The 13,115-nt window shown below is 69.5% G+C and carries 14 protein-coding genes; 2 read left to right on the top strand and 12 right to left on the bottom strand.

Features of this window, described 5'->3' with window-relative positions; translation table 11 throughout:
* Window positions 1-15: 15 nt before the first annotated feature.
* The 8 genes from glsA to xseA form a co-directional block, all read right to left on the bottom strand.
* Complete coding sequence (gene glsA / locus KVY00_RS12970; protein WP_223043293.1) at window positions 16-1,824, bottom strand: glutaminase A; 1,809 nt, start codon at window positions 1,822-1,824, stop codon at window positions 16-18.
* 176 nt (window positions 1,825-2,000) lie between these two features.
* Window positions 2,001-3,407 carry a class II fumarate hydratase gene (locus KVY00_RS12975; protein ID WP_223043294.1) on the bottom strand — a complete coding sequence of 469 codons (1,407 nt, stop codon included), beginning with the start codon at window positions 3,405-3,407 and terminating at the stop codon, window positions 2,001-2,003.
* 123 nt (window positions 3,408-3,530) lie between these two features.
* On the bottom strand, window positions 3,531-4,205 hold the full coding sequence (locus tag KVY00_RS12980; protein WP_223043295.1) for a carbonic anhydrase: 675 nt from the start codon (window positions 4,203-4,205) through the stop codon (window positions 3,531-3,533).
* Window positions 4,205-4,894, bottom strand: coding sequence for a DUF4245 family protein (locus KVY00_RS12985; protein WP_223043296.1), 690 nt, complete (start codon window positions 4,892-4,894; stop codon window positions 4,205-4,207). Before KVY00_RS12985 ends, KVY00_RS12980 begins: the two co-directional genes overlap by 1 nt.
* A gap of 2 nt (window positions 4,895-4,896) precedes the next feature.
* Window positions 4,897-5,142 carry an exodeoxyribonuclease VII small subunit gene (locus KVY00_RS12990; RefSeq protein WP_223043297.1) on the bottom strand — a complete coding sequence of 82 codons (246 nt, stop codon included), beginning with the start codon at window positions 5,140-5,142 and terminating at the stop codon, window positions 4,897-4,899.
* 98 nt (window positions 5,143-5,240) lie between these two features.
* Window positions 5,241-5,477 (bottom strand): DUF2442 domain-containing protein, encoded by a 237-nt coding sequence (locus KVY00_RS12995; RefSeq protein ID WP_223043298.1) that lies wholly within the window; start codon window positions 5,475-5,477, stop codon window positions 5,241-5,243.
* A complete protein-coding gene (locus KVY00_RS13000) occupies window positions 5,458-5,694 on the bottom strand; it encodes a DUF4160 domain-containing protein (RefSeq protein ID WP_255572646.1) in 237 nt (78 codons plus the stop codon). The genes KVY00_RS12995 and KVY00_RS13000 overlap by 20 nt, the downstream gene beginning before the upstream one ends.
* Before the next feature lie 141 nt (window positions 5,695-5,835).
* Window positions 5,836-7,077, bottom strand: coding sequence for an exodeoxyribonuclease VII large subunit (gene xseA / locus KVY00_RS13005; protein ID WP_223043299.1), 1,242 nt, complete (start codon window positions 7,075-7,077; stop codon window positions 5,836-5,838).
* Between the two features lie 234 nt (window positions 7,078-7,311).
* On the opposite strand from xseA, the gene KVY00_RS13010 reads away from it, so the two are divergent.
* Window positions 7,312-8,343, top strand: a complete 1,032-nt coding sequence (locus tag KVY00_RS13010) for a 4-hydroxy-3-methylbut-2-enyl diphosphate reductase (RefSeq protein ID WP_223045322.1) — start codon at window positions 7,312-7,314, stop codon at window positions 8,341-8,343.
* A gap of 268 nt (window positions 8,344-8,611) precedes the next feature.
* Here the strand turns inward: KVY00_RS13010 and KVY00_RS13015 are convergent, their stop codons facing one another.
* Window positions 8,612-9,328 carry a DUF6264 family protein gene (locus KVY00_RS13015; RefSeq protein ID WP_223043300.1) on the bottom strand — a complete coding sequence of 239 codons (717 nt, stop codon included), beginning with the start codon at window positions 9,326-9,328 and terminating at the stop codon, window positions 8,612-8,614.
* Entirely contained in the window at window positions 9,328-10,356 is a 1,029-nt protein-coding gene (gene fbaA / locus KVY00_RS13020; protein WP_223043301.1) for a class II fructose-bisphosphate aldolase, read from the bottom strand. Before fbaA ends, KVY00_RS13015 begins: the two co-directional genes overlap by 1 nt.
* A 69-nt stretch (window positions 10,357-10,425) precedes the next feature.
* Here fbaA and glpX point away from each other — a divergent pair, with 69 nt between their 5' ends.
* Window positions 10,426-11,409, top strand: coding sequence for a class II fructose-bisphosphatase (gene glpX / locus KVY00_RS13025; protein WP_223043302.1), 984 nt, complete (start codon window positions 10,426-10,428; stop codon window positions 11,407-11,409).
* Between the two features lie 49 nt (window positions 11,410-11,458).
* On the opposite strand, the gene KVY00_RS13030 is transcribed toward glpX, so the two are convergent.
* Both KVY00_RS13030 and KVY00_RS13035 read right to left on the bottom strand, forming a co-directional pair.
* A complete protein-coding gene (locus KVY00_RS13030; protein ID WP_223043303.1) occupies window positions 11,459-12,748 on the bottom strand; it encodes an RNA polymerase sigma factor in 1,290 nt (429 codons plus the stop codon).
* 14 nt (window positions 12,749-12,762) lie between these two features.
* Window positions 12,763-13,110 (bottom strand): YciI family protein, encoded by a 348-nt coding sequence (locus tag KVY00_RS13035; protein WP_223043304.1) that lies wholly within the window; start codon window positions 13,108-13,110, stop codon window positions 12,763-12,765.
* Between the last annotated feature and the right edge of the window lie 5 nt (window positions 13,111-13,115).

Genomic DNA, 13,115 nt, shown 5'->3' on the forward strand with positions numbered 1-13,115 from the left:
ATCGAGGGACCCGGGTCAGTCGCGAGAACGGGGTGTTTGCGCGCTTCCCGAGACGTCCATCCTGAAGTACGCATCTCTCGCGAGCGCGCGCCAGAGCTGCACCGCCAGACGCGGATCGGAGGTCTCGAGAGCCTCGATCGCGTCCGCCCCGAGCACCATGAGCTCGACCGGCCCGTCGGCCTTCGCCGTGGTCTCCTGGCGATCGTCGTCGCCGAGCGCGAGATCGCCGAAGGTCATGCCCGCGCTCAGCGTGCTCACCTTGACCCTGTTGCCGTCGAGGTCCGATCCGATGATGTCGATGGATCCCGAGAGGATGAAGAACACGCCGCCGAACCGCTGGCCGACGCGACGCACGATCTCACCGTCGGTGAAGGTGCGGCGATCCATGAGCGAGGCGATGGCGCGGATGTCGGCGGGATCGAGCATCGAGAGCGCGGGAGACGCGATGACGGGCACCTCCTCAGGCGAGGACCCGGGCGCTCCGTAACGATCGAGCAACGCTTCCTCGCAGCGGGCGATCGCCTCGTCCGTCGACTCGAATCGCGCGGCGTCGTCCGCCGGGAACACCGCTTCGAGCACGTGGTCGGGGTCGACGAGCAGGATGCGCCTGCCCTCGGTCTCGAAGCGCTCGCGCACGCGGGTGAACATCTCGGTCGCAAGGTGACTCGCCTCGTCGACGCCGCTGACGTCGATCACGACGCTCTCGACCTCATCGTCGAGTCCGCTGAGCTCGCGCATCACCGACTCGGTGCCGGCGAAGTAGAGGTCACCGGCGAGGCTCACGACCCGCGCGCGGTGCCCGTGCTCGGCCAGCGTGCCGACCGCCTCCTCGGTGCGCCTGACGCTCGAAGGCTCGCGGTCGACGGACTCGTTCGAGCGGATCGCCGACTGGCCCACGCGGGCCGATCGCACGAAGTGCATCTCCATGTCGTGCGAGATCCGCCGGCACGCCGCGACGCCTCGCACGCTGTTGCCGTGCTGGTCGAGCGGCGGGGAGAAGACCGCGAGGCCGGCCTGGCCGGGCAGCACCGCGATGATCCCGCCGCCCACACCAGACTTCGCTGGCATGCCGACGCGCACCACCCAGTCGCCCGCGTCGTCGTACATCCCCGAGGTGAGCATGACCGACAGCACTCGCTCCACGGCGTCGAGGCTCAGCGCCTCCACGCCCGTGACCGGGTTCGTGCCGCCGTTGGCGAGGGTCGCCGCCATGACTGCGAGATCGCGGCACGTCACCTGCACCGAGCACTGGCGAAGGTAGGTCTCGAGCGCCCGCGTAGGATCGCCGTCGATGACGCCGGCCGAGCTCAGCAGATAAGAGAGGCCGTGGTTGCGGTCGCTGTGCGCTCGCTCGGCGCGGTAGACGCGGCCGTTGCTGCGCAGCTGGCGCCCCGCGTACAGCGAGTAGTGATCCTCGATGCGCTTGATGGCGGATCTGCCGCCGGAGCCCTTGATGAGCGACGAGACCGCGAGCGCGCCCGCGTTGATCATCGCGTTGGCGGGCCGACCCGTCGACTCGCTGAGCGAGAACTCGTGGAACGGATCGCCCGACGGCTCGACGTCCACCTTCGCGTCGACGGCCTCGCTGCCCAGCTCGGTGAGGGCGAGACCGTAGCTCAGCGGCTTCGAGAGCGACTGCAGCGAGAACTGCTTCGAGGTGGTGCCGACCTCGTAGACGTAGCCGTCGACCGTGGCGAGGGCGATGCCGAAGTCGTCGGGATCGATCGCGGTGTCGGAGGGGCCGATGAGGTACGGGATCCCGTCGCGCAGCCGGCTCAGGTCGGTGTGCACGCCGCGAAGGTAGCTCAGGATCGGTGATTCCATACGCGCGAGTTTAGAGGTTGTGCGCGAGCTGCTCCGTCATCCCGCGCGAGCGCGCGAGTCGGCCTCGAAGTACCGAGCCGGCCTGCGATTCGCGCGAATCACAGGCCGGCTCGGTAGGAATGGGCCGTCTCGATCCGATGGTGCGGAAAGCGACGGCTGCGGCTACGCCGCGGTCGTCACTTGGCGACGCCGGGGTGGGTCATCGACAGCAGGTCGAGGGCCTTGTCGAGGTCGGCCTCCGAGACCTCGCCGCGCTCCACGTAACCGAGGTCGATGACGGCCTCGCGCACCGTGATGCCCTTGGCGACCGAGTGCTTCGCGATCTTCGCGGCGGCCTCGTAGCCGATGAGGCGGTTGAGCGGGGTGACGGTCGACGGGCTCATGCCGGCGAGCGCGGCTGCGCGGTCGAGGTTTGCCTCGAGACCCTTGACGGTCTTATCGGCGAGCACGCGCGAGGCGTTCGAGAGCAGGCGGATCGACTCGAGCAGCGCGGTGCCCATGACCGGGATCTGCACGTTGAGCTCGAAGGCGCCCGAGGCGCCGGCCCACGCGATGGTCGCGTCGTTGCCGATCACGCGCGCGCACACCATGAGCACGGCCTCGGGCACGACGGGATTCACCTTGCCGGGCATGATCGAGGAGCCCGGCTGCAGGTCGGGGATGTGCAGCTCGGCGAGACCGGTGTTGGGGCCCGAACCCATCCAGCGGATGTCGTTGTTGATCTTCGTGAGCGATACGGCGATGGTGCGCAGTGCGCCCGAGGCCTCCACCAGGCCGTCGCGGTTGGCCTGCGCCTCGAAGTGGTTGCGGGCCTCGGTGATCGGCAGGCCGCTCGAGGCAGCGATCTCGGCGATGACCTTCTCGGGGAAGCCGAGCGGCGTGTTGATGCCGGTGCCGACGGCGGTGCCGCCCTGGGGCACCTCGGCGACGCGGGGGAGGGCCGCCTCGACGCGTTCGATACCGTAGCGGATCTGCGCGGCGAAGCCGCCGAACTCCTGGCCGAGGGTGACGGGGGTGGCGTCCATGAGGTGGGTGCGGCCCGACTTCACGGCCGTCTTCCACTGCTCGGCCTTCTCCTCGAACGCCTCCGCGAGGTGCTCGAGGGCGGGCTTCAGCTGCTCGATGAGGGCGCCCGTGACGGCGATGTGCACCGAGGTGGGGAAGACGTCGTTCGACGACTGCGAGGCATTGACGTGATCGTTCGGATGCACGGGAGCGCCCAGGTGCTTCGTCGCGAGGGTCGCGAGCACCTCGTTCATGTTCATGTTCGAGGAGGTGCCCGAACCGGTCTGGTAGGTGTCGACCGGGAACTGGTCGTGGTGGGCGCCGCCGATGATCTCGTCGGCAGCGGCGACGATCGCGTCTGCGATACCGGCCTCGAGGATGCCGAGCTCCTTGTTCGCGATCGCCGCGGCGCGCTTGATGCGCGCGAGCGCGACGATCTGGGCCGGCTCGAGGCCCTTGCCCGAGATCGGGAAGTTCTCCACGGCGCGCTGCGTCTGCGCTGCATAGAGCGCGTTCTTGGGGACGCGCACCTCGCCCATGGTGTCGTGCTCGACGCGGTACTCGATTTCTTCGGTCACTGCATTCCTTTTCTCTTCGTCATCCTGCGCGGAGCCGCAGGATCTAGATGGCTGGAGGTGGATCCTGCGATCCGCTTCGCGGCCGCAGGATGGCGGACTGGGAGTGTCTGACGGGTGAAGGCGTCAGTTGATCGGGGCGAGTTCGAGGTCGACCGGGCCGACCACCGTGTAGGGCACGGCGCGTCCCTCTGTGAGGCGGTACTGGCACCCGACGATCGCGAGCCGCCCGGCATCGACCGCGTCGCTGATGGCGCGCGAGGAGCGCAGCAGCTCGTTGACGGTGGCGGTCAGGTGGAGACGGCCCACGGCGTTCGCGTCGAGCCTGCTCGCGTCGGCATAGGGGGTGTCGGTCTGCTCGCGCAACCACAGCTGCTGCACGGAGGGCTGGATCGGCGCCAGCGTGTTGCGCACGGACTCGGTGACCTGAGAGGGCTGCCGGCTCGTCTGATCGATCGCCGCGGCGACCGCCCCGCAGGAGTCGTGAGCGAGCACCACGATGAGCGCCGAACCGAGGGCTGTGACCGCGTACTCCATCGACGCCGTGATCGATTCGGCGACCACGTGGCCCATGTTGCGCGCGATGAAGAGATCGCCGAGGCCTCGGTCGAAGATGATCTCGGCGGCCATGCGGGAGTCGGCGCAGCCGAAGAGGGCGACGTCCGGGGTCTGGGAATTGGCGAGCTCGGTGCGCCGCTCGACATCCTGATTGGGGTGCGCCGACCGGCCCGACACGAATCTCTCATTGCCCGCGATCAGTTCGTCCCAGGCCTGCTGCGGGGTGACGCGAGGTGCTGTCATCATTGCTCCTTCGGGGTGGTGAGCGATGCGGCGACGTCAGCCGCCAGCACGCGGAGGGTGGCGGGAGTATCGGTGCCGTAGACGAGGATGGTGTCGCCCTGCCACTCGCCCTGCAGCCCGAACACCATGTTGCTCGAATCGGGGTCCCGGTCGGGGTGATCGTAGACGACCCAGTCGATGCCGCCGATCTGCTCGGCGCCCGTGGGCGACTGCTGCTCGAGAGCCTGCGAGATCCACTTCTCGTCGACCGGCGCCCCGTCGGGAGTGAACGCCTGCACGACGGCGGCGTAGGCCTCGTGTCCGGTGGTCTCGTCGACGGTGGTGTAATCGATCTGCCAGGAGACGACGCCGTCGCGCTGGCGCAGGCCGGCGCTCTTCGCCTTCCACGCGTCGGGCGCCGCCGGGGCGACCAGCGTGCGGCCCGCGCTGGGAGCCGCCTCCGCTGCGAGCGCGGCGACGTCGACCGAGTGATCCTCGAAGGTGCTCTTGCCGCCGATGAGCCCGGGGGCCATGAGCACGATGACCAGCATCAGGCCGAGGCTCACGATGAGCGAGAAGACGAGGTTGTTGACGGTCTTGCGCTGCCGGTACAGGCGACTGTCGTTGGCCTTGCGGGCTGCGGTTTCGGCGGGCGTCTCGGGCCGACCGAGTTCGGCGACGACGGCCGGGGCCTTCTGCTTCCTCGCCACGCTTACTCGCCCGCTCCGGGCTCGGTCGGCTCGGCGCCGGCGCCCTGGCGGGCGGCCTCGAGCCGCTGCCTGGCACCGAGGAGCCACTCCTCGCAGCGAGCGGCCAGCGCCTCGCCGCGCTCCCAGAGCTGCAGCGATTCTTCGAGGGTGATGCCGCCCTGCTCGAGCCTTGACACCACCTGGATGAGTTCGTCGCGCGCCTGCTCATAGCTGAGCGAAGCGGGATCCTGGCTTGCCGTTTCTGCCATGGTGCCAAGCTTACCTTCCGCTGCGGGGACGCCGAACCCGGGGATATCAGGAACCCCGCGAGGTGGCGGCCAGACGGCCGCCCGCGAGGGAGAGCCTGTCAGGAGACGCGCAGCAGCGCGGCCACGGAGAGATCCTCATCGAGATCGACCCAGTGGATACCTTCTCCGTCTCCGATGAGTCGCCACTTGGCTCTCGCATCAGGATCCGCGGCCTTCAGCCTTGGGAACCAGGAGATCGGCACGATGATCGCTCGCCCGTCGCGGAGCGTCACCCGCAACTCCTTCTCATCGACGTCGACATCGACCGCGGCGGCGTCAAGTGTTGAAGTGCTCATGCCAGGCCTCCTCGATCTGGGCTTCATGCAGTTTGACGATGTCGCTCAGGCGGTTCAATTCGACGGCGCTGAATCCGCGCCGGTGCGCCAATTCTACCGGCCGGAGCCAGAACTTCGCGGTGCAGTTCTGGCGTTCGACATGCACGTGCACGGGTTCGCTTCCCTCGTTGCTGTAGAAGAAGAATCGGTAAGCCAGGAATCTCAGCACAGTCGGCATCGGCGGCACCTCCTGTGAAGAACCGTACGAGGAGGAAACGGGCGAAAAGATGGCAAGAGCGGATCTGTGGACAATGTGCACGCCGTGCATGGCATTCGCGGGATGTGAGCGGAGTTCCGCCTCTTCTCGAATGGCAGCCGGTCAGGCGGCGGAACCCCGCGAGGTGGCGGCCAGACGGCCGCCCGCGAGGGAGAGCCGGATCGCGGTGCCCTCGGGCGCATCGGCGGGATCGCGCAGCACGTCACCGGCGGCACCGTCCGGACCGACGAGCTGGGCGATCGCATAGCCCCGCTCCAGCGTCGCCTGCGGGGAGAGCGCGGACAGGCGGGCCCGGGTCTCGACGAGGGAACGCGCGCGATCCTCCACCGCCCGCTCCGCGAGCTCTGTGCCGCGCGCCACCCAGCGCACCAGCTCCTCGGCGCGCTCGTCGACGATGCGCTCGGGCTGGGCGAGCACCCGGCGATCCCGCAGCTGCGCCACCCGGTCGGTCTCGTGCGCGAGCATCTGCCCCAGCCGGGAGCTCATGCGGGCCCGTGCCTGGTCCAGCCCCGCGAGCTCCTCGCCGACGTCGGGCACCACCCGCTTCGCCGCATCGGTGGGGGTCGAGGCGCGCAGATCCGCGACCTCGTCGAGCAGCGGGCGATCCGCCTCGTGCCCGATGGCGCTCACGAGCGGGGTGCTCGCGCTCGCCGCAGCACGCACCACACGCTCATCGCTGAACGGCAGCAGGTTCTGGAAGTCGCCTCCGCCGCGCGCGACGACGATCACCTCGACCTCGGGATCGCGATCCAGCGCTTCGATGCCCGCGGCCACCTCGGCCGCGGCGCGATCCCCCTGCACCGCCGCGTAATGGATCTTGAAGCGCACCCCCGGCCAGCGCAGCGTCGCGTTGCGGATCACGTCTTTCTCGGCATCGGAGTCGCGCCCCGTGACCAGCCCGATCAGGCCGGGGAGGAACGGCAGAGCTCTCTTGCGGCCGACGTCGAACAGGCCCTCCTGCTGCAGCTGACGCCTCAGCCGCTCGAGCCGCTCGAGCAGTTCGCCGAGCCCCACGTGCGAGAGCTCGAACACCTGCACGGTGAGCGAGCCGCCCTTCACCCAGAAGTTGGGCTTGACGAGCGCGATCACGCGGTCGCCCTGCGCGAATTCGCTCGTGAGGCGCTGCGCGACCGAGCGCCACACCGTGAAGCTCACCGTGGCATCCTGCGAGAGGTCGCGCAGCTTGCCGTAGACGTGCCCGCCCCGCACCTGCCACTGCGTGATCTCGCCCTCGACCCAGACCTGCCCGAGACGGTCGATCCACGCCGCGATCTTCTCGCTCATCAGCCCCACGGGCCAGGGGGCGTCGCGGGTGGCGGGGGCGGTGGATCCTGCTTCGGCCATGCGGTCAAGCCTAGCCGGAGCCCCTGACGCCGACCGCGCCCGGTGTCGCGGCCTCGAGACCTCCGGCCGCGGAGACCGGCCGGTTCCGGTCCGAGACCGGTCCGAGACCGCCCCGGGACCGGCCCAGGAACGAACGGTAGAATCGGCCCCATGAGTGACACCGCCCAGCAGACCGCCCCCGCCCCGCAGGCTCGGGATCCGCGCACCATCGGCGCGCCGGTCGTGAGCCTCGCGATGCCGCGTCTCAGGCGCGAGGTCGGCCGCCTCAAAGACCTGCCGGTCGACGGCGAGAAGAAGGTGCTGCTCGCGGCTCCCCGCGGTTACTGCGCCGGCGTGGATCGCGCCGTCGTCGCCGTCGAGAAGGCGCTCGACCGCTACGGGGCTCCCGTCTACGTGCGCAAGCAGATCGTGCACAACGTGCACGTGGTGAAGACGCTCGAGAAGATGGGGGCGATCTTCGTGGAGGAGGTCGACGAGGTGCCCGAGGGGGCGAACGTGGTGTTCTCCGCGCACGGTGTGTCTCCCGCGGTCGTGCAGGCGGCCGAGGATCGCGGCCTGCACGCCATCGACGCCACCTGCCCGCTCGTCACCAAGGTGCACCGCGAGGCCGTGCGCTTCGCGAAGCAGGACAAGGAGATCCTGCTCATCGGCCACACCGGGCACGAGGAGGTCGAGGGCACGAGCGGCGAGGCCCCCGATCACATCACGATCGTCAATTCGCCCGACGACGTCGACACCCTCGAGGTGAAGGATCCCGATCAGCTCGTCTGGCTCTCGCAGACCACGCTCTCGGTCGACGAGACGATGGAGACCGTGCGCCGACTGCGCGAGAAGTTCCCGAACCTGCAGGATCCGCCGAGCGATGACATCTGCTACGCCACGCAGAACCGGCAGGTCGCCATCAAGCAGATCGCCCCGCAGGCCGACCTCGTGATCGTGGTCGGCTCCTCGAACTCCTCGAACTCCGTGCGGCTCAAGGAGGTCGCGCTCGAGTACGGCGCCAAGGCGGCCTACCGCGTCGACTTCGCGAGCGAGGTCAAGCAGGAGTGGCTCGACGGCGTGCGCACCATCGGCGTGACGAGCGGTGCGTCGGTCCCCGAGGTGCTCGTGCAGGAACTGCTCGACGACCTCGCCGACGCCGGCTACTCCGACGTCGAGGCGACGGTCACCGCCGAGGAGGACCTGGTGTTCTCGCTGCCCAAGGAGCTGCGGCAGGACGCCTCGGGCAACCGCGACGAACGGGCCCTGGGAGGCCGCGTGCGCTGACGCGCCCGCGGCGGAGCCGATTCGCCGCCGTGTGCGGCGCTTTCACCTCGCGGTGCAACGCTGCGCGTCGCACATTTCGCGAGGTGCACGTGCGCTGACGCGCCCGCGGCGGGCCGATTCGCCGCCGTGTGCGGCGCTTTCACCTCGCGGTGCAACGCTGCGCGTCGCACATTTCGCGAGGTGCACGTGCGCTGACGCGCCCGCGGCGGGGCGCACTGGGTTCAGTTGCGCGTCCGGGCGCTCGGCCCGCGGCCGCCGAGGAACGAACTTACGGCTGCATCGAGTTCATGTAGTCGAGCAGTTTCTGCATGGCATCGGGATCGTTCGCCGCCTGGGTGAGGTCGGGTACGTTCATCATCGCGACGGCGGTGAGCACGAACGTGAGGATCAGCGCCAGGGCACCCGCCGAGAGCGGCACCCAGAAGGCCAGTTTCCCCGCGCGCATGCGCTGGATCGAGAAGATGAGCACGACGGCGTAGAGCGCGAACATGGCGAGCGCGCTGACGGTGCTGAACGTGTTGATCCACGCGGGCACGCTGAAGTCGGCGAGGCCGAGGGCGTCGCCGACGAGCGAGAGCGTGGACGGCAGCGAGAACAGCACGAGCGCGGTGTAGAGCGCGCCGAAGGCCCCGATCGCGAGCAGCGCGATGGTGATCACGAGATCGCCCGTGCGTCGCGGCCGCTGCGCATCCTGCGGGCCCGCGAAGCGAGGCTGCTGGGGCTGGTTACGGCTCGGTGCGGGTTGGTCGGCGCGATAGGGCGCGGGATCGCCGGCCTCGTTCCGAGAGGGCGCTTTCCGAGCGGGCGCGGCCTGCTGCTGCGCGTCGGGTGCGGGGGCGACGCCGAGGTTGTGCGGAACCCCGGGGCGGGCCGCCTCATCGGGAGCCGCGGCCGTCGGTTCTGATCCCTCGGGCTTCCACTCCCACCCCTCGGGGGCGTACTCGCCGAATGCGGGAGCGGGCCGTTCGTCGCGCGGATCCGCCACTACGCGCTCACCGACTTGCCGGCCGAGCCGAGCTGTTCGGAGGCGAGCACGACGCGGGATGCCATGCCGGCCTCGGCCGCCTTGCCCCAGGCGCGCGGGTCGTACTGCTTCTTGTTGCCGACCTCGCCGTCGATCTTGAGCACGCCGTCGTAGTTCTTGAGCATGTAGTCGACGACGGGGCGGGTGAACGCGTACTGGGTGTCGGTGTCGATGTTCATCTTGATGACACCGTTGCGCACCGCCTCGGCGATCTCCTCCGCCGACGATCCCGAGCCGCCGTGGAAGACGAGGTCGAGCGGCTTCTCGCCGGTGCCGTACTTGGCCTGCAGGCCGCTCTGGATCTCGGCGAGCAGCTCGGGGCGCAGCTTGACGCCGCCCGGCTTGTAGACGCCGTGCACGTTGCCGAAGGTGAGCGCGGTGAGGTACCGGCCCTGCTCGCCGAGGCCGAGCGCCTCGACCGTCGCCACCGCGTCGTCGATGGTGGTGTAGAGCTGGTCGTTGATCTCGTGGCTGATGCCGTCTTCTTCGCCCCCGACGACGCCGATCTCGACCTCGAGGATCACGCCGATCGCCGCGAGCCGGGGCAGCAGCTCCTTGGCGATGTCGAGGTTCTCGTTCAGCGGGATCGCCGATCCGTCCCACATGTGCGACTGGAAGTAGGGGAGGCCGCCCTGCGCCACCCGCTCCTCGCTCGCAGCGACGAGCGGGAGCACGAAGCTCTCGAGGTGCTGCTGCGGGCAGTGGTCGGTGTGCAGCGCCACGGTCACGTCGTAGGCCTTGGCGACCTCTTCCGCGTACTTGGCGAAGGCGATGGCGCCGCCCGCGCGGTTCTTGACGGTGTGCCCGGCGAAGTAGTCGGCGCCGCCGAAGCTGACCTGGAGAATGCCGTCGGACCCGGCTTCGGCGAAGCCCTGCAGAGCCGCGTTGAGGGTCTGCGAGCTCGATACGTTGACCGCGGGGAAGGCGAAGCCGCCCGTCTTGGCTGCGTCGAGCATGGCTGCGTACTGTTCCGGAGTTGCAACGGGCATGTGTGCTCCTTAGCGTCGTAACGGGTCGGCTCGATGCCGCTGTACCAGTCTACGCGGTAGGCTGGGGGCATGACTGAACCTGTTTCGCTGGGCGAATGGCAGCCCGATCGCAACCTCGCCATGGAACTCGTGCGCGCTACCGAGGCCGCTGCGATGCGCGCCACTCCGTGGATCGGGCGCGGCGATAAGAACGCCGCCGACGGCGCCGCGGTCGATGCGATGCGACGGTTCCTGTCGACGGTGAACATGAACGGCGTCGTGGTGATCGGCGAGGGCGAGAAGGACGATGCGCCCTGGCTCTACAACGGCGAGCAGGTCGGCAACGGCGAGGGCGCTGAGTGCGACGTGGCCGTCGACCCGATCGACGGCACCAGGCTCACCGCCGAGGGGCGCCCCGGCGCGCTCTCGGTGATCGCGGTGGCAGATCGCGGCAGCATGTACGATCCCTCGGCCGTGTTCTACATGGACAAGCTGGTGTGCGGCCCCGATGGTGTCGGCGTGGTCGACATCCGCCGTCCGATCGGCGAGAACATCCGCGCGCTCGCCCGTGCCAAGGGCGTCGACGTCTCCGATATCCGCGTGGCAGTGCTCGACCGCCCGCGTCACGAGCAGCTCATCTCCGACATCCGCGAGGCCGGTGCCGGCACCCGTCTGATCATGGACGGCGATGTCGCCGGCGGTGTGAACGCCGCTCGCTGGGATTCGCGGATCGACCTCTGCGTCGGCATCGGCGGCACCCCCGAGGGCATCATCACCGCCTGCGCCGTGAAGGCGCTGGGCGGCGTGATCCAGGGCCGCCTGTGGCCGAAGGACGACGAGGAGCGCCAGAAGGCGATCGACGCCGGTCACGATCTCGACCGCGTGCTCGAGGCCAACGATCTCGTATCGAGCGACAACTGCTACTTCGTCGCGACCGGCATCACCTCCGCGGACTTCGTCGACGGCGTGCAACGCCGCGGCCCGTTCGTGCGCGCCGAGAGCATCGTGATGCGCTCGCACTCGCGCACGATCCGCCACGTCATCAGCGACATGGATCCCGACCGCTGGAGCTGACCTCCGTCTCCGGGGCGTTGCCCCGCGCTCGGACGCGCCGGCGCGCAACTCACTCGAGTCCGGCGAGCGCCGAGTCGAGGTAGTCCCGCTCCGCGTCGTTGCCGGGGAGTTCGAGCGCGCGACGGTAGGCAGCCGCAGCGCCGACGCGGTCGCCGGCCTCCTCGAGCGTGACGGCGCGGGCGATGTGGAAGGGACGGAAGGACGCCAGCACTGGATCCTCTGCGAGGGACTCCAACGCGGCGAGCCCGGTGGCGAACCCGCGCGCCCGTCCCAGTGCGACGGCTCGGCCGAGTCGCACGATCGGGCCGGGCTGGCAGCGCTCGAGCATCTCGTAGAGCACCGCGATCTGCGCCCAATCGGTGGCTGCGAAGTCGGCGGCTTCGGCGTGCACCGCGGCGATGGCCGCTTGGATCGCGTAGGGGCCGGCTCGTCCCGCGCGTGCCGCGGTCTCGGCGAGGTCGATGCCCTCCTCGACCCGTGAGCGGTCCCACCGGCCGCGGTCCTGCTGCGCGAGAGGGACGGGGCGACCTCCGTCGTCGAGTCGGGCCGGCCGTCTGGCCTCCGTGAGGAGCAGCAGGCTGAGGAGCCCCGTCACCTCGGGCTCTCCCGGCATGAGACCGTGCAGCACGCGCGCGAGCCTGATCGCCTCGGCGGTGAGGTCGTCGCGCACGTGATCCGAACCGTTCGAACGGGCGAAGCCCTCGGCGTAGAGCAGGTAGATCACGCGTTCGACTTCGGCGAGCCGTGCGGGGAGTTCTGATCTGGCCGGGACTTTGAACGGCACTCCGAGGGTGCGGATGCGCTTCTTCGCGCGAACGATGCGCTGCTGCACGGTGGTGACCGGCAGGAGCAGCGCGTGCGCGACCTCGGCGGTGGTGAGCCCCGCGAGGAATCGGAGAGTGAGGGCGATGCGATCGGCGGGGCCGAGCACCGGATGGGCGCACGCGAAGAAGAGCTCGAGGCGATCGTCGGGTATCGGCGACGGAGATTGTTCGGAAGCCGCCTCAGCGGGGTCGGCGAACCCCTCTCGTGCGGGCGAGCGATCCTCCTCGATGCGCAGCCGTGCGAGCTTCTGCGCGAGCACTGATTCGCGCCGTACCGTATCGAGTGCCTTCCGCTTGGCCGTCGTCTTGAGCCACGCCTCCGGCGATGCCGGTACACCCGTATGCGACCAGCTGCGCAGAGCCTGGGCGAGGGCGTCCTGTGTGACATCCTCGGCGAGGTCGAGGTCGCCGAACCATCGCGCGATCGTAGCCGTGATGCGGGATCTGGCATCACGATCGATCGCGGCGAGGGCTCGGCGAACCTCGTCCTGCGGATGGCCCTTCTCAGGGTTCACGGTCGGCCCGCGGCTCAATAGGGGGCGAGGGGGCGGATCTCGACGTGGCCGCCCGGTGCGGAGGCGGGGCTTCTGCGCGCCCACTCGATCGCCTCGTCGATGTCGGCGACGTCGATGATGTAGGCGCCGCCGACGAACTCCCGCACCTCGGCGAAGGGGCCCGACGACACGACTCGCTCACCCTCCGGATCGCTGCTGACGATGGCTCCCTGCTCGGGGTCCTCGAGGGCGAACGAGCTGACGACCACGCCGGCTTCGGTGATCTCCCGGTCGAAGGCGAAGAACTCCTCGGGGCTCGCGCCGCCGTCCTCCCCGCAAGCGGGGTCGGCCGTGTGGCCCATGAGCAGTAGTGCATATTTCATGATCT

The organism is Leucobacter tenebrionis (genome assembly GCF_019884725.1).
GTDB lineage: Bacteria > Actinomycetota > Actinomycetes > Actinomycetales > Microbacteriaceae > Leucobacter > Leucobacter tenebrionis.